This window comes from Bradyrhizobium sp. UFLA05-109 (genome assembly GCF_054185165.1).
On sequence record NZ_JBBIAR010000039.1, the window covers coordinates 25,372 to 42,188 of the forward strand.

Below are 16,817 nucleotides of genomic sequence, written 5' to 3' on the forward strand. Positions count from 1 at the left end.
GGACCGATCATCGCATACGCGTGAAGAGGCATCGCTAACCCTGTCGATCAGGTCGTCCTTGAAAAAACCGGCCTGACGGAGGATGTTCGGCTGATTTCCTTCACGCGCGACCGCACCATTCGATGACACTTGCCGCAACCGAACTTGCCTTTCGCGCTGCCAGCGTGGCGCTGCTGCTGGTGCTGGCGGCGTTGCTGGTCTCGGATTTCCGCAATGTGCTGGCGGCGCGGCTCGGCGCGGCCTTCGCGCTGGGCTCGGTCGCGCATGCGGTGAGCTATTCGGTGGATGTCACGTCGCGGATCCCGCTCTGGCATGCACCGCTGATCGCGTTGTCGACCGGCACCATCGTGGTGTTCTGGCTGTTCACACGCTCCCTGTTCGACGACGAGTTTCGCCTCCGCTGGTGGCACGGATGGGTCTGGGCGCTGGTGACGGCCTTCAGCTTCGCAGGCTGCGTCTGGATTGCACCCAGCGGTCATGTGCGGTTCTCGGTGAGGCTGGTCAATCTGATCGTGCTCGCCTTCATCGCGCTTGCGGTCGGGCAGACGATCGCCTCCTGGCCGGCCGACCTGGTCGAGCGCCGCCGCAGCGTTCGCGTCTTCATCGTCTGCGCAACCGCGCTCTATGGCGGGCTGAACGCAGTGCTCCAGATCGCCGCCGCCGGGCACCACGTCGGCGATGTCGTCGAAACCATCAATGCCGGCGCGCTCGCCTGCACCATCGCGGCGATCGTCTATGCCATGATGCGCGTGGATGGCGCCGATCTGTTTCCGGCCGCCGCGGAGGCCGCACCGGCGATCGTGTTCAGCCCGCAAGCGGCCGAAGACGCCGCCGACCAAAAACTCATCGACGCCCTGATGCGGCTGATGGCGGACGAGCGGATCTACCGCCAGGAGAACATCACCATCGGCGTGCTGGCGGGTCGGCTGAAAATTCCCGAATACCGGCTGCGCCGTTTGATCAACCAGCGGCTCGGCTATCGCAACTTCAATGTGTTTCTGAACAACCACCGTATCGAGGAAGCCAAGGCCGCGCTGGCCGATCCCGCCCAGGCCGAGGTCCCCGTCATCACCATCGCGATGGACGCCGGCTTCCAGTCGCTCGGCCCGTTCAATCGCGCCTTCAAGGCAGTGACGGGGGTGACGCCGACGGAGTACCGGCGGCTCAAGGTCGATGCAGTCTAGATTTTAGATCTTTGAAATCACGTAAGAATTTCGAAATCGACTAGCATCAATCACTTTCGACGAGGTCGTTTTTCAAATCCGGCGAGCGCCCACCGCTCATATCAGGCTCCTTTTCCGCCACACGCCCCGCAGCCGGAGAAAGCCCGTGACCCGTCGCCGTAAGATCGTCCTCCTGACCACCGCCATCGCCTGTGCCGGCCTCGCGCTCGGCGCGGCGCGGGCCCGCGACGTGCCCAAGGTTGCTACCGGCTTCATCGCCCACACGCTCTGTTCGGAGATCTTCGTCTCCGGCCTCGATCCCATGCACGACCTCGCCGAGACCACCGACGCGATGCCGGGCGCGGGTCTGCTCACCTGGGCCATGGATTTTCGGGTCGATCGCACGCGCAAGGATGTCACGGTGTCCCTGTTCGGGATTGGCCGCAGCCATGCCGTCTATCGCGAGGGACTTGGTTGCACGCTCGAGCACGGCCAGGGGATCGTCGACGTCGCGTTGCCGCCTGGCGATAAGCAGCCTACGTTACTCCCCGAGATCGCCGGCCCCGGGCTCGTGCCTCCACAAAGCGAGGGCCTGGCAGCTGCGCTCGATCGCGCCTTCGCCGAGCCCGCGCAGCCGCCTTATCGCCGCACCCGCGCGATCGTCGTCATGAAGGCCGGCCGCATCATCGCCGAGCGCTATGCCGACGGCATCGGACCGGAGACGCAGCTGCTCGGCTTCTCCATGACGAAGTCGGTGATGTCTGCATTGACGGGCATTCTCGTGCGCCAAGGCAAGCTCAAGCTCGACGGGCCCGCGCCCATCGTCGCCTGGCAAAATCTGGATGATCCGCGCCATGCCATCACTGTCGACCAGTTGCTGCGTCACACCGCAGGCATTGCGCTCGGAAGCTCGTTGCAGGCCTCGCTCGGCTCCGCGCTCGAACCGGTCAACGCCATGAAATATGCCGAGGACGATATGGCCAGCTTTGCCGAGCGTGCGCCGCTTGCAACCGCGCCGGGCACGGCGTGGAATTATCACGACGGCAACTTCCTCATCCTCGCGCATCTGCTGCGCGACGCCGCCGGCGGGAAGCCCGCCGATGCGCTCCGCTTCGCGCGCCGCGAATTGTTCGCGCCACTCGGCATGGTCAACGTCACGCTTCAGCTCGACGGTGCCGGCACGATCGAGGGCTCCGGCGAAATGCTGGCCTCCGCACGCGACTGGGCGCGCTTCGGCCAGCTTTATCTCAACGACGGCGTCGCCGGCGGCAAGCGCATCCTGCCGGAGGGTTGGGTGAACTACTCGGCGTCAGCCACGCCGAACGCCTGGGTCGGCATCGGCGCCGGCTTCTGGACCAACCAGGGCGACAGCTTTGGCGCGAAATTTCGCGTCGAACACGGCTGGCCGCGCGATACCTTCTTCGCCAAGGGGACGATCGGGCAATATGCGATCGTGATCCCGTCCGAGCGTCTGGTGATCGTGCGCCTCGGTCGCTCGCCGAACTGGCCGCCGGAGGTGGATGGCGTGTTCGACCTCGTCCGCGACGTGGTCGCCGCGACGCATGACAGGAGCAAGATGGCGGGCGGGAATTGAGTGCTCGTTGCTTCTTACTCTCCCCCTCCAGGGGAGGGTGAGCGAGGCGCCACTGCTAGTTCTGCCTCCCCAACTGCGTCGCTTTCGCCACGCGATCAAACCGCTCCAGCGACAGGATCGCATCCGCAAATTGCTCCGCGCGTGCTTTCAGCACCGGTCGTGCCAGTGTCAGGAATTTCTGCTGCATCGCCTGCGCATCCGGGAACGAGTTGGGCTCGCCGGAGGGATCGGCGTAGAGCCGCTCGTGCACGCCATCGTCGGTGGTGATGCTGACGCGCGCGCCGAAGGGATGGACGCGCCCCTCCAGGCGAGCATCCTGCACGACGTCGAACTTGTCCGCGAGCGCATCGATCGTGGCATCGCCGAGCCTGCCATAATCGTCCCAGCCAAAGCTGCCCTGGTCGAGCGCGAGCGCGCCGGTGAAGAACATCGAGAACTGGCCGCCGACGATCGAGCGCGGGTGCCGCTTGGTGGTGGCATCGCCGGTCAGCGTGATGCCGTTACGATGCAGCCCAATCTCGACCCGCTTGACTTGCCCGGGCGTCAGATTGTGCTCGCGTCGCATCGCGATCAGCGCGTCGATCGCGGCGTGTGTGTAGCGGCAGCTCGGATACGGTTTGACGCCGATCTTCATGGTCTCATAGCTCTTGCCGAGCTCGGCGATTGCTTTGTCCGGATACGCGTCATCGGTGTAGCCGACCAGGAGGCCGTGCTTGCCCTCGACCGATTCCGTCGAGCCGATGAAATCGTTGCGCGCCAGCGTCGCTGCGATCACGCCGTTCATGGCGGCGGCGCCGACCTGGTAGCGCTTGTTCCAGGCGCCGTTGACCAGAAATTGCAGCGAGCCTGCGGCCTGGCTGCCGGAGACGCCGAAGGCCGAGATGATCTGCGTCTCGGACAGGCCGAACAACTTTGCGGCGGCGGCAGCCGCGCCATAGGTGCCTGCGGTCGCGGTCGGATGGAAGCCGCGGGCATAATGCGAGGTCGGATCAAGCGCGTTGCCGAGCCGGCAGCAGACCTCGTAGCCGGCGACGATCGCGGTCAGCACGTCGCGACCGGAGGCGCCGACCATCTCGCCGACCGCGAATGCGGCCGGCACCACCGGCGCGCTCGGATGCAGCGAGGAATCCGCATGTGTGTCGTCGAAATCGAGGGAGTGGCCGAGGGCGCCGTTGAGGAGCGCGGCGACCGCCGGCGTCCAGGTCTTGACATCGCCGAACACGGTGGATTCGCCCTTGCCGTCGAGCGCGAGCGCCTCCAGCATCTTCAGCAGCGACGGCGTCGATTCCGCCTCGCGGCGCGCGCGAATCGCGCTGCCGAGGAAATCGAGCGTCAGCACTTTTGCGCGCTCGAGCACCTCCGCCGGAATATCCCCGTACTTCAGATTGGCGACATAGGCGGCGAGCGTTGCGGTTTCCTGGGCCATCGTGTTTCCTCGTTTTGGCCGGCAGGGTAGGCGGGCGGATTTCCCCTTTCAAGTCGCCCCTCGGCTGCGGGTATCAGCTATGCTTTTGGCCGGTTAGGTGGATCGGGATATTCGACGATGGCATTCGCACGGCAGCTATACGATCAGGTCCGGTCGCGAAGGACGCAACTGGGGCTGGCGATCCGGGTCACGGTCGCGGCAACCGCAGCCTATGTGATCGCGACCGCGCTGCACCTGCTGCTGCCGCTCTGGGCGGTCCTGACCTCGCTGATCGTGACCCAGATGAGCGTCGGGCGCTCGTTGAAGGCGACGCGCGACTACATGCTCGGGACGATCGGCGGCGCCATCTATGGTGGCGCCATTGCAATCCTGATCCCCTATTCCAGCGAAGCCGGGCTGTTGGGGCTTCTGGTCCTGTCCGTCGCCCCGCTCGCCTTCATCGCCGCGATCAACCCGAGTCTCAGCGCGGCGACCGTGACCGCCGTGATCGTGCTCCTGGTTCCCACCATGCATCATTCAGATCCCATGACTTCGGCGATCGATCGCGTCAGCGAGGTCGCGGTCGGCGCGATCACTGGGCTGCTCGTCTCCTTCCTGGTGCTGCCATCGCGTGCGATCCGGCAGATTCGTGCCGGCGCCGCGCGCCTGCTCGAGTTGATCGCCGACGCCTTCACCGAACTGCTGGCTGGCCTGACGCGGGGCCGCGACAACGACGCGCTGCATCGGATCCAGGACGGCATCGGCACCGCGATGGTAGGGCTCAACGCCACCGGCGCCGAGGCCGAGCGCGAGCGCTCGGCGCGCCTGTCGAGCGGGCCCGACACCGGTCCGCTGCTGCGAACCGTCCTGCGGCTGCGCCACGACGTCGTGATGATCGGCCGCGCCACCGTGGTGCCGCTGCCGGCCGACGTGCAGACCCGGCTCGCCGCGCCGCTCTCGGAGGTCGGCATGGTCATCGCGCAATTCCTGCGCTCGGCAGCCGCGGCGCTGCGGAGCGGCGCCGGCGCGCCGCCAATCCATCCCGTGCACGTCGCGCTCCAAAACTATGCCGATGCGGTCGCTGCCGTCCGCCGCGACGGCCTGATCCGCGGCCAGCCCGGCGACACCGCGGAGCGCTTCTTCGCGCTCGGCTTCTCGCTGGAGCAGATGCACCAGAATCTCTGCGACCTCGATCGCGTCATCGGCGAGTGGTCGGAAGCGGCGGCGGACAAGCCGGTGCGGGTTGCGGAATAAATTGCGCTAGAGATCGAAGAACGCGAGCTGCGCCGCGTCGCGCCGCTCGATACCCTCAGTCAGCGCCTTCAACGCGACATCGAAGCCCGGCTGCGGCTGCTCCAGTTCCCATGCGCCGTCATGGTCCCACTGAAAGCACCAGCCATAACGCTCGCCGGGCTCGACATGGAGCAGGAGGCAGCGGCTGAGCTGCGACGGTTCTGCGACCGGTATCAGGCGCGTTAGCGATACGCCGTACTCCTTGCGGAAATAATCGCAGGCGTCTTCGAGCTCGTCTTCGGAATGGGCGATGAAATTCAGGACATTGCGCTGCTGCGTGGTTAGTTCGTCAGGCGCATGGAAGCGCAGCTCGGACGACGATTCGGGCAACCGGACCAGCAGCTCAGTCTCGCCACGGGTTAGCAGGAAGTTGCGATAGTCGTCGGGCAGCTGCACCCCGAGCTCCTGCTCCGTTCTCCCGATCTCCGCGTCGCTTGCCGGCGTGCCGGGCTTCCAGCGCCAGCCCTTGGCCGACGTTCCCGCCTTGCGTCGCGCTTCGTAGTCGGCATAGTCGGGGAACGACATGATGTCTTCGTAGCCGCCGAACCGCGACCATTGATAGGCGTCGTCGAAGGCTTCCTCCCGCCGCCCGGGAAAGCAAGCGCAGATCACGTTCGCGCGCTGCAGGATGCGCTCGTGGTTTGCGGCGACCCTGCAGGCTCGCTCGATCGCCGCGAGCGCTGCGGATGGATTGCCCGCGCGCACATAGGCGTCGCTGAGCGACTCAAGAATACGCCCCTCCAGATCGCTCTCGTAAATCGACCAGGCGTAGTGCGGCTGCTTTGCGGCACGCCGCGCAGTCAGCGTATCGCGCGCCCGTTCGGCAAAACGGAGCGTCGGTTGCGCGTCCGCATCGGCCGCGAGGCCGTGATGAGCGGCAAGCCACAGATACAGCGGCTCGTGCTCGGCCGACGTGCCCCTCAGCGCCCGGAGATGCTTTGCCTGCTCGATAAGCGGCGCGCTGAGCGCGGCCATCATCAGCTCGTCCAGGCCCTTCTGCCAATCCGGCTTGGCCTGCGGATCGGGCAAGAGGTCGCGCAGTGTATATTTGGTGTGGCTGGTCTCGAAATAACCGGCGTCGATGAGCCCGGCCGCTTCGCGCCGGAACGCAGAGATCGCCACGGTGACATCCGAATAGGTCTCGCGCAGAAACTCGTCCGATCCGTCCTGTCCCTCGCGCATGTAGGTACCGATGATCATGGGATCGCCGCCCAGGATCAGCAGCAGCTCGCGATCGTTATCACCGGGCGGACGATGGAAGAATTTGGCCAGATACATGCGATCTCCGAACGCGAGCAAGACGTCGGTCGGCACAGCTGCCGGCCGTCAGGTCTCAGTCGCTTGCGCGGAGAAACTGGTTCATGGCCGCGGGGTCGCGCCAGGCCCTTGCTTTGCATGCGCCAGACCAGGAGATCGATGCGGTCCTGGCCGAAGAACGGCTCCTTCTCGAACACGAAGGTCGGCACGCCCCAATGGCCGGAGGCAGCGTGATCCTTTTCGTTGTCGGCGATCACCTGCTCGTAGCGGTTTGGATCGGCGCTGATGGCCGCATCCATCGCGGCCAGATCGAAGCCCGCCTTCTCGGCAGCGCGTGCGAGGTGATCGCCCTCGTTCCATCCCGCCACCGAACCGTCCCATAGAACCCGCGCGATCTCGGAGGCGAATGCGAGCGCGCGGCCTTCGAGCTGGGCCATGGCGCCGAGCCGGGTCAGGCGGTGGATGTAGGGTTGCTCTGCCGCGACCTCCAGCGTCGTCCTGTCCTGCACGACCGGATCGGGATGGGGAAAGCGGAAAGGAATGTTCTCGTGCTGCGCCACGCGGCTGCTGTCGAGAATGATATAGGGGATGAACTGCCGGTTGGTTCTCTTGAAGAAGCCGGGCACGCGGACCGCCAGCGGATAGACCGGCCGCAAATTCACCGCGAGATCATACTCCTCGACGAGCTTCAGCGTCCTCGGCAGCGCGAGATAGCTGTAGGGGCTGCGGAAGGAGAAGAACAGGTCGACTGAGAGGGTCATCAGACTGCCTCCACGATCCGCCCCATCATGCCGCGCACCACCAGCTTGTGGAAGGGCTTGATCAGCGTGAGATAAGTGCGGCCGAGCAGATTATGCGTCCGCACCAGCGTGGTCGAGGTCACCTGCTTCTGCGTCGCGTCGCCGGCGACATCGACCACGAGGCGGAAGTCGAGATGATAGTCGTCGAAGCCGGCGACGAGGCGCTCCGGCGTTTCGCTGACCACCGGAAACAGGCCGATCAGGCCGCCCGGCGCCGGTGCGCCCTCGCCCGACGTCTTCAGCCCGAAGGGCATCACCAGGATATTGCGCAGGCGCAAGAGCGCGTCGATCCAGCGCGGCCCGTGCAGCACCATCCGGACGCAGGCCTCGCGGGCGGTGAGCGCCTTCCCGCCGATCGCGACGCGATGGGCGTCGATGAATTGTGCGCCGGCGAGCAGTGCGTCGGCGTCAACCTCGGGGGTGACTTCGCGGACGGACGTCATGCCCCCAATCTGCGCGCCAGCCGCTGGAAGCGCAAGATCAGAAGGGTGGCATAGACGAACGTCCCGAGCGACAACCCGATCCAGACACCGACTGCGCCGAGCTGCGCGTTGAAGGCGAGCAGCCATGCGCTCGGGAAGCCGACGCACCAATAGCCGATGATGGCGAACACCAGCGTCATCCTGGTGTCATTGAGGCCGCGCAGCGCCCCGCCGATGATGGTCTGGAGACCGTCGGCGATGAAGAAGGTCGAACCGACCAGGAGCAGTGTCGCGGTCAGCTCGATCGTCTCCGAGCTCGTCTCGCCACCGCCGAAGAACAGGCGCGCCAGCGCATATCGCCCGATCACGATGGCAAGCGTTAGCGCCGCGACGAGTGCGATTCCGAGCAGCGTTGCGACCAGGCCAGCGCGCTTCACCGCGGCCGGCTCGTTGCGGCCGAACGCGTGTCCGACCCGAACCGTCGCCGCCATGCCGATGCCGAGCGGGATCATGAACAGGACGGCGGTGACCTGGAGCGCGACCTGGTGGGCGGCAAGCGCGGTGGTGTTGATCAGTCCCATCAGAAGCGCGGCCGAGGAGAACATGCCGTATTCCATCAGCAGCGCAAACGAGATCGGCGCGCCGATCATGAGCAGCTCGCGCGTCAAGGGCCAGTCGCCACGCCAGAGGTGCACGAGCGGATGATAGTCCGAAAACGGCTTTCGGAACGCGGCGATGGCCAGCGCAGCGAAGAAGGTGCCGAAGTTGATCAGCGTCGTCGCGAGCCCCGCGCCGAGCAGGCCGAGCTGCGGCAGGCCGAACAGGCCGTGGATCAACAGATAGACCAGCACTGCATTGGCGGGGATCGCGGCAAAGGTGATCCACAGCGGCGGCTGCGGCCGGTTCACCGCGCCCATGAACCCGCGCAGTGCAATGAAGCCGAGCGCCGGCGCAATGCCCCAGGCAAGCCCGAACAGATAGCGCTGCGCAAGCGCGGCCGAATGCGGCGTCTGTCCGAGCGCCAGCAGGATCTCTTCGCCGTAGAGCGGCGAGGCCATCATCGGCAGCGAGATCAACAGCGCGACCCACAGCCCGACGCGCAGGGAGCGCCGTATGCGCCTGACGTCTCCGGCGCCAAAGGCTTGCGCCGCCAGCGGCGCCACCGCGGCGACGAGGCCGAGGCCAAAGGTGAAGCTGATGAAGTAGACGGTGTGCGCCAGCGCGGCGGCCGCCACAGCGTCCTCGCCGAGCCGGCCGATCAACACGAGGTCGGTCGTCATCATCGCGATCTGCCCGAGCTGCGTCAGCATCATCGGCACGGCCAGCCGCAACGTCTCGCCGAATTCGTCGGCGAGGTGGTTGGGCGCGGCGAGTTGCTGCGATTGACGTCGGACGGTTTCGAGCATGGGCGAGGCTTAGCATCGCGGCGCGTCGAAAACATGGCTCTCTTGTTCCGGATGCGCGAAGCGCGAGCCGGGACCTGCCTCTTCTCCCTCTCCCCGTTCTTACGGGGAGAGGGTTGGGGTGAGGGGCTGCTTCCGCGAAAATGGTGGCAGTTGGACTCGCGGAGGCTCCCCCTCACCCAGATTGCATCTGCGATGCAATCCGGCCTCTCCCCGCAGGCGGGGAGAGGCGAAGATCAGCCCTTCCGCTCCGGCACACGCTTGATCTTGGCGCCGAGCGCGTTCAGCCGCTCGTCGATGCGCTCGTAGCCGCGCTCGATCTGGTCGGCATTATTGATCGTCGAGGTTCCCTCGGCGCAGACGGCAGCGAGCAGCATGGCCATGCCGGCGCGGATGTCGGGCGAGATCATCGAGGCGCCACGCAGGCGGCTGGGCCCCGCGATGATCGCGCGGTGCGGGTCGCACAGCACGATGCGCGCACCCATCGCGATCAGCTTGTCGACGAAGAACATCCGGGACTCGAACATCTTCTCGAACATCAGGATCACGCCTTCGCATTGCGTGGCGGTGACGATTGCGATCGACATCAAATCGGCCGGGAAGGCCGGCCAGGGCTGGTCCTCCAGCTTCGGCACGTGGCCGCCGAAATCGTCCTGGATCTTCAGGGTCTGGTTGGACGGCACGATCAGATCGTCGCCCTCGACGCGGCAGACGATGCCGAGCCGCTCGAAGCCCATGCGGATCGAGCGCAAATGCTCGACGCCCGCACGGACGATGCGCAAAGGCGAGCGCGTCACCGCTGCAAGCCCGATCAGCGAGCCGACCTCGATATGGTCGGGCTGGATCGCATACGTCGCCGAGCCCAGCGTCGCCTGCCCATGCACGACCATCGTGTTGGTGCCGATGCCCTCGATCTTCGCACCGAGCGCGACCAGGAAGTTGGCGAGGTCCTGCACATGCGGCTCGGAGGCGGCGTTGCGCAAATAGGTGACGCCGTCGGCGGCCACGGCCGCAACGAGTGCGTTCTCGGTCGCGGTGACGCTCGGCTCGTCCAGGAACACGTCGGCGCCGGTCAGTTTTGGAGCGCGGAATTCCAGCCGGTCGGTCGCAGTGACCTTGGCGCCCAACTGCTCCAGCGCCAGCACATGCGTGTCCAGCCTGCGCCGGCCGATGACATCGCCGCCAGGCGGCGGCAGCATCACCTCGCCGCAACGGGCGAGCAGGGGACCTGCGAGCAGGATCGAGGCGCGGATGCGGACGCAGAGCTCAGGATCGAGATCGGCGGCGCGGATGCTCTTGGCGTGAATGACGAGGGTGTTGCGCTCGCGCCATTCGGCCGATGCGCCGACCGAGCGGATCAGCTCGACCAGCGTCTCGGTGTCGCGAATGCGCGGCACGTTCTGAAGCGTCACCGGATGTTCGGTGAGCAGGGCAGCGGCGATGATCGGCAGCGCCGAGTTCTTGTTGCCGGATGGCTCGATCGAGCCCGAGAGCCGGTGACCGCCCTCGACGATATACTGAATGGGCGCCACTGCCTCTGCCCCTGTTGCCTAGATGTCGATCGTCGCACTCAGCGAGTGCTCCTGGATGAAGTCGCGGCGCGGCTCGACCACGTCGCCCATCAGCTTGGTGAAGATATCGTCGGCCTCGTCGACCTCCTTGACCTTCACCTGGAGCAGCGAGCGCACTTCGGTGTCCAGCGTGGTTTCCCAGAGCTGCTCCGGGTTCATCTCGCCCAGACCTTTGTAGCGCTGGAGCGTGATGCCCTTGCGGCCGGCCTCAGTGACGGCCTCGAACAGATCGACGGGGCCGTGGACGATGTGCTCGGTGTCCTTGCGCCGCAGCTTGCCGGAGCGGGCATAGACGTCCTGGAGCTTCGTCGTGTACTCGTCGAGCTTGCGGGCTTCGACTGAGCCGAGCAGCGCGTCGTCGATGATGGCGGCTTCCTTGACGCCGCGCACGGTGCGCTCGAACAGGAAACCCTGGCCCTCGACGAACTGGCCGACCCAGCCGCGTTCGACCTCCTCGGCCTGGCTGTCGAGGCGCCCGGCGATGTATTGCGCGGCCGCGGCAGCCTTCTCGGGATCGCCGTAGATCGCCTTGTTCAGCACGCCGGTGATCGCGGCCTGCTCGACGACCTTGCGGTTATAGCGGCTGTGCAGATTGCGCAGGATGCTGCGGACGACCCGGGCGTCGTCGACCAGCGCACGCAGGTCACGGCCGGTGCGATCGCCGCCGTTTCCGGAGCTGAACACGCAATCGTCGAGCCCGGCATCGATCAGATAGTCTTCCAGCGCCCGCTCGTCCTTCAGATACTGCTCGGACTTGCCGCGGCTGACCTTATAGAGCGGCGGCTGGGCGATGTAGAGATAGCCGCCGTCGATGATGTCGCGCATCTGCCGGTAGAAGAAGGTCAGCAGCAGCGTACGGATATGGGCGCCGTCGACGTCGGCGTCCGTCATCACGATGATCTTGTGATAGCGCAGCTTCTCGACCGAGAAGTCATCGCTGATGCCGGTGCCGAGCGCGGTGATCAGCGTGCCGATCTGCTCGGACGACAGCATCTTGTCGGGGCGCACGCGTTCCACGTTGAGGATCTTGCCGCGCAGCGGCAGCACCGCCTGGAACTCGCGGTTGCGGCCCTGCTTGGCGCTGCCGCCGGCCGAGTCGCCCTCGACGATGAACAGCTCCGACTTCGCCGGATCCTTCTCCTGGCAGTCGGCGAGCTTGCCGGGCAGCGAGGAGACCGAGAGCGGGCTCTTGCGCGTCAGCTCGCGCGCCTTTCGCGCGGCCTCGCGGGCAGCGGCCGCCTGGATCACCTTGCCGACGATCATTTTGGCTTCGCTGGGGTGCTCCTCGAACCACGCCTGGAGCGCCTCATTGAGCACGTTCTCGACCACGGGACGCACTTCCGAGGACACCAGCTTGTCCTTGGTCTGCGACGAGAATTTTGGATCGGGCACCTTCACCGACAGCACGGCCGTGAGGCCTTCGCGGCAGTCATCGCCGGTGAGCGCGATCTTTTCCTTCTTCGCGTTGGCCTCGGCATAGCCGTTGACCTGGCGCGTCAGCGCGCCGCGGAAACCGGCGAGATGGGTGCCGCCGTCACGCTGCGGGATGTTGTTGGTGAAGCAGAGCACGTTCTCGTGGTAGCTGTCGTTCCACCACAGCGCCGCCTCGACGCCGATGCCGTTGGCTTCCGAGCGCACCATGATCGGCGCGGGAACGAGCGCCTTCTTGTTGCGATCGAGATATTTGACGAACTCCTCGACGCCGCCGGAATAATGCATCTCCTCGCGCTTCTCGACCGCATGGCGCATGTCGGAGAGGATGATGTTGACGCCGGAATTGAGGAAGGCGAGTTCGCGCAGACGGTGCTCGAGCGTCGCGAAATCATATTCGACGTTCTTGAAGGTTTCGGTCGAGGCCAGGAACGTCACTTCCGTGCCGCGCCTGCCCGGCGCATCGCCAACGACCTTCAGCGGCGCGACGGCATCGCCATGGGCGAACTCGATGTAGTGCTCCTTGTCGTCGCGCCAGATGCGAAGCCCGAGCTTGCTGGACAGCGCGTTGACGACGGAGACGCCGACGCCGTGCAGGCCGCCGGAGACCTTGTAGGAGTTCTGGTCGAATTTTCCGCCGGCGTGGAGCTGGGTCATGATGACCTCGGCCGCCGAGATGCCTTCGCCCTTATGGATGTCGACGGGAATGCCGCGGCCGTCGTCACGCACCGTGACGGAATTGTCGGCATTGAGGATCACGTCGACGCGCGTAGCGTGGCCAGCCAGCGCTTCGTCGATCGCGTTGTCGACGACCTCGTAGACCATGTGATGCAGGCCCGAGCCGTCGTCGGTGTCGCCGATATACATGCCCGGACGCTTGCGGACGGCATCGAGACCCTTGAGCACGCGGATCGATTCCGCGCCGTATTCGCTCGCGTTGGAGGGCTCGTTTTCGGCACGCGGCTGCCGAGCAGGTTCTGTCATGAGAGGCCTTCGAGGTGACGTCCGAATCAGCGGCGCAAAAGGCGCTGATTTGGGAGGTATTTGTGCCATGAAAGGAGGATTGCGCCTAGCGCAAAGTATCCTCCCGCAACCCTTTGACGAGATAGGGATTTTTAGCCAGCTTTCAAGGCGATCGAGGGCCGATTCTGAAGCACGCAAAAAGCCCGATTCGAGGGCGCTTTTTCGCGTCGAAAATGACCGCGCTTTTCCGGGCATCGGCAGGATATCGGCCTTGGCCGCGGCCTGCGTACTCTGCTGCACGAGGCTGACCGTGGTCTCGCCCTTGGCGCGGCCAAGCTTGAGGGTGGCCGGCCCCTCCGGGGATGTGAACGTCAACTCCGCCTGCTCAGCCGCTGTCGGCGCGGCCTCGAGAAACTAGTCGCTGCGGCAACCCGTCAGGTTCAAGGGTGACGCCCTACCGGCGGGCCGTGATGCCCCCGTTCTCGACGTCGAACACCTCTCCGGAGCCGCCGATCTCGGCAAAGGCGGCGGGATCGGCGCCGGTTAACCACACCTGCGCGCCGAGTTTTTGCAGCTCGGCAAACAGGGCGGCGCGGCGATTGGGGTCGAGATGCGCGACGACCTCGTCGAGCAGCAAGAGCGGCACGATGCCGGTCATCTCGGCAACCAGCGTTGCATGCGCCAGCACGAGCCCGATCAGCAGCGCCTTCTGCTCGCCGGTCGAGGCATCGCGCGCCGGCATTCCCTTTGGCGCGTAGACGACCTGCAGATCGGTGAGATGCGGTCCGTCCGTGGTGCGTCCGGCGATCGCGTCGCGCGGACGGTTGTCGCGCAGGATCTGGCGGTAGCGGTCCTCGACCGCGGTTGCAGTCTCCGTGAGCAGCGCGTTTTCCATCCAACCGTCGAGCGCGATCTGCGCCGATGGGAAGGCGGAGGACTGCGCGCGGGCATTGAGCATATCGGTGAGTTTTGCAGCGGTCTGGCCACGCGTCGCTGCGACCGCGACCGCAAGCTCGGCGGTCTCGCGCTCGATGGCGTCGCACCAATGGTCGTCATAATTGCGGACTTCGAGCAGCCGGTTGCGCGAGCGCAGCGAACGCTCGAGCGCGGAAATGCGCCCCGAATGCTCGCTGTCGATCGCGAGCACCAGGCGGTCGAAGAAGCGCCGCCGCTCGGAGGCCGCGCCCATGAACAGGCCGTCCATTGCCGGCGTCAGCCACACCATGCGGATGTGGTCGCCGAAGGCGCTCGCCGAATTGACCGGCTCGCGGTCGATGCGGCAGCGCCGGCTCACCGCGCTGTCGGCGCGCGGCGCATCGATGCCGGTGCCGAGCGTGGCAAGGCCCAGCGCGCCCTCGACCTGCGCCGATACGGCCCAGGAGCCGTCGCCCTGATTGTCGGCGACGTCTTCCAGCGTCGCCCTCCGCAAGCCCCGGCCCGGCGACAGAAACGAGATCGCCTCGATGCAATTGGTCTTGCCCGCACCATTGGGTCCGACCAGCGCCACCATGTCAGCCGCCGTCTCGAGCCCCGCCGCCCGGTAATTGCGAAACTGCGTCAGCGTCAGGCGATGAATGCGGGAGGGGGTCATGCTTTATTCGCGCAAACCGGACTCTTCACCCTCTCCCCCTTGTGGGAGAGGGTGGTGCCTCACGAAGTGAGGCGACGGGTGAGGGGTATCTTACCGCGCACTGAGCTTTGCAAGGATGTCCTCCAATACGGCCGCAGGCTGTTGCAACACATCGTTGTTCCAGTAGCGGGCGGTTTGAAATCCTTCGGCTGAGAGCGCTGCTTCACGGGTTGCGTCGCCTTTCGATTCCGCGTGCTGACTGCCGTCAATCTCGATCACAAGCCGCTTCTCAAAACAGACGAAGTCGAGAATGTAATTCTCGACCGGGACTTGTCGGCGAAACTTGAAGGCAGAAAGCCGTCGATCCCTGAGCAAGCGCCACATTGCGGCTTCTGCATTGGTCGGTTCGTGCCGCATATTCTTCGCAAATTGGCGGAGATGTTTGGCGGTCGGCCGATGGTGCGGGTCCTGTGGCACGGCTTCCTCGCCTCGCGCACTGTTCGTGAAGTGTTGGCGGCGCTTCACCCTCTCCCCTTGCGGGAGAGGGTGCCGTCGCGAAGCGACGGCGGGTGAGGGGTTGCTTCCGCATCGAATGTGCGGAGAGAGGACCCCTCACCCCCGTGAGGTTGTCGCTGATGTCGGAGCTGCCCTCTCCCGCAAGGGGAGAGGGCACAGCAATGCGCATCGCTCCTAGGTCATGAGAGATTGCTTCGCATCGGCGCGGATCCACGCGCCTCACACCCGCATCGGCATCAGAACGTACAGTGCGCTCTTGTCGTCGCGGTCCTGGACGAGGGTCGGCGAGCCAGGGTCGGCGAGCTTGAGGGTTGCGACCTCGCCCTCGATCTGGGCGGCGATGTCGAGCAGATAGCGCGAGTTGAAGCCGATATCGAGCGCATCCGAGGCGTATTCGACTTCGAGCTCTTCGGTGGCGCTGCCGGAATCCGGATTGGTCACCGACAGCACCAGCTTGCCAGCGGAGAGCGATAGCTTCACCGCGCGGCCGCGCTCGCTGGAGATGGTGGAGACACGGTCGACCGCGGCCTCGAAGTCCTTCTTGTCGACGACCAGCTCCTTGTCGTTGTTCTGCGGGATGACTCGGCCGTAGTCGGGGAAGGTGCCGTCGATCAGCTTTGAGGTCAGCACCACATTGCCGATGGTGAAGCGGATCTTGGCCTGCGACAGCTCGATCGTGACTTCGGCCTCGCTGTCCTCGATCAGGCGCTGCACCTCGCCGACGGTCTTGCGCGGCACGATCACGCCGGGCATGCCGGCGGCGCCCGTGGGCTGCACCAGGTCGAGCTGGGCGAGGCGGTGGCCGTCGGTGGCGACGCCGCGCAAGGTCGCCGCTTTGGCAGAGCCTGCGGCATGCAGATAGATGCCGTTGAGATAGTAGCGCGTCTCCTCGGTCGAGATCGCGAACTGGGTGCGGTCGATCAGCCGCTTCACGTCCTTGGCGGCAAGATTGAAGGAGTGCGACATGTCGCCGGCTGCAAGATCGGGAAAATCATTTTCCGGCAGCGTCTGGAGCGTGAAGCGCGAGCGGCCGGCGCGGATCGCCAGTACCGAGCGATCACCGTCGCCTTCCAGCACGATCTGCGAGCCGTCGGGCAGCTTGCGCACGATGTCGTAGAACATGTGCGCCGGCACGGTCGTGGAACCCGCGGTCGCGGTTTCCGCGGCGAGCGTCTCCGTCACCTCGAGGTCGAGGTCGGTCGCCTTCAGCGACAATTTTGCGCCCTCTGCGCGCACCAGCACGTTGCCGAGAATCGGGATCGTGTTGCGCCGCTCGACCACGCGGTGGACGTGGCCCAGCGATTTCAGGAGTTGCGCGCGTTCGACCGTAACCTTCATTGCACTACCCGCCCGATCCCAGGATGGAAAAGCCGGGCGGCCGAAAACGGCGCCGCGGCACGGAAGAAACCCGACAGAGCCGGATCATCCA

12 protein-coding genes and 1 pseudogene are annotated in these 16,817 nt (G+C 65.6%); 3 read left to right on the forward strand and 10 right to left on the reverse strand.

What is annotated here, in order from left to right; translation table 11 throughout:
* The first annotated feature begins 122 nt into the window (after window positions 1-122).
* Together Q3C01_RS26470 and Q3C01_RS26475 are read left to right on the forward strand one after the other, a co-directional pair.
* Window positions 123-1,184, forward strand: a complete 1,062-nt coding sequence (locus Q3C01_RS26470; RefSeq protein WP_458148231.1) for a helix-turn-helix domain-containing protein — start codon at window positions 123-125, stop codon at window positions 1,182-1,184.
* A gap of 145 nt (window positions 1,185-1,329) precedes the next feature.
* Window positions 1,330-2,757: a serine hydrolase domain-containing protein gene (locus Q3C01_RS26475; protein ID WP_458148232.1), complete on the forward strand. Its 1,428-nt coding sequence runs from the start codon at window positions 1,330-1,332 to the stop codon at window positions 2,755-2,757.
* Window positions 2,758-2,812: 55 nt separating this feature from the next.
* On the opposite strand, the gene Q3C01_RS26480 is transcribed toward Q3C01_RS26475, so the two are convergent.
* Complete coding sequence (locus Q3C01_RS26480) at window positions 2,813-4,183, reverse strand: MmgE/PrpD family protein (RefSeq protein ID WP_458148233.1); 1,371 nt, start codon at window positions 4,181-4,183, stop codon at window positions 2,813-2,815.
* A gap of 117 nt (window positions 4,184-4,300) precedes the next feature.
* On the opposite strand from Q3C01_RS26480, the gene Q3C01_RS26485 reads away from it, so the two are divergent.
* Window positions 4,301-5,416, forward strand: coding sequence for an FUSC family protein (locus tag Q3C01_RS26485; RefSeq protein ID WP_458148234.1), 1,116 nt, complete (start codon window positions 4,301-4,303; stop codon window positions 5,414-5,416).
* Between the two features lie 6 nt (window positions 5,417-5,422).
* On the opposite strand, the gene Q3C01_RS26490 is transcribed toward Q3C01_RS26485, so the two are convergent.
* The 9 genes and pseudogenes from Q3C01_RS26490 to dnaN form a co-directional block, all read right to left on the reverse strand.
* On the reverse strand, window positions 5,423-6,733 hold the full coding sequence (locus Q3C01_RS26490) for an SMI1/KNR4 family protein (RefSeq protein WP_458148235.1): 1,311 nt from the start codon (window positions 6,731-6,733) through the stop codon (window positions 5,423-5,425).
* A gap of 95 nt (window positions 6,734-6,828) precedes the next feature.
* A pseudogene (locus Q3C01_RS26495) lies at window positions 6,829-7,473 on the reverse strand (DsbA family protein); the annotation flags it as partial.
* The gene (locus tag Q3C01_RS26500) at window positions 7,473-7,955 is read right to left on the reverse strand and encodes a DUF2867 domain-containing protein (RefSeq protein ID WP_458148236.1); all 483 of its coding nucleotides are present in this window, start codon (window positions 7,953-7,955) and stop codon (window positions 7,473-7,475) included. The gene Q3C01_RS26500 and the pseudogene Q3C01_RS26495, both read right to left, overlap by 1 nt.
* The gene (locus Q3C01_RS26505; protein ID WP_458148237.1) at window positions 7,952-9,340 is read right to left on the reverse strand and encodes an MATE family efflux transporter; all 1,389 of its coding nucleotides are present in this window, start codon (window positions 9,338-9,340) and stop codon (window positions 7,952-7,954) included. The genes Q3C01_RS26500 and Q3C01_RS26505 overlap by 4 nt, the downstream gene beginning before the upstream one ends.
* 233 nt (window positions 9,341-9,573) lie before the next feature.
* Complete coding sequence (murA, locus tag Q3C01_RS26510; RefSeq protein WP_458148238.1) at window positions 9,574-10,869, reverse strand: UDP-N-acetylglucosamine 1-carboxyvinyltransferase; 1,296 nt, start codon at window positions 10,867-10,869, stop codon at window positions 9,574-9,576.
* An 18-nt stretch (window positions 10,870-10,887) separates the two neighbouring features.
* Window positions 10,888-13,323 carry a DNA topoisomerase (ATP-hydrolyzing) subunit B gene (gene gyrB, locus Q3C01_RS26515; RefSeq protein WP_458148239.1) on the reverse strand — a complete coding sequence of 812 codons (2,436 nt, stop codon included), beginning with the start codon at window positions 13,321-13,323 and terminating at the stop codon, window positions 10,888-10,890.
* Window positions 13,324-13,756: 433 nt separating this feature from the next.
* Entirely contained in the window at window positions 13,757-14,893 is a 1,137-nt protein-coding gene (gene recF / locus Q3C01_RS26520) for a DNA replication/repair protein RecF (protein ID WP_458148240.1), read from the reverse strand.
* Between the two features lie 90 nt (window positions 14,894-14,983).
* Window positions 14,984-15,349: an endonuclease domain-containing protein gene (locus tag Q3C01_RS26525; RefSeq protein ID WP_458148282.1), complete on the reverse strand. Its 366-nt coding sequence runs from the start codon at window positions 15,347-15,349 to the stop codon at window positions 14,984-14,986.
* A gap of 258 nt (window positions 15,350-15,607) precedes the next feature.
* Complete coding sequence (gene dnaN / locus Q3C01_RS26530) at window positions 15,608-16,726, reverse strand: DNA polymerase III subunit beta (RefSeq protein WP_458148241.1); 1,119 nt, start codon at window positions 16,724-16,726, stop codon at window positions 15,608-15,610.
* Window positions 16,727-16,817: the final 91 nt, after the last annotated feature.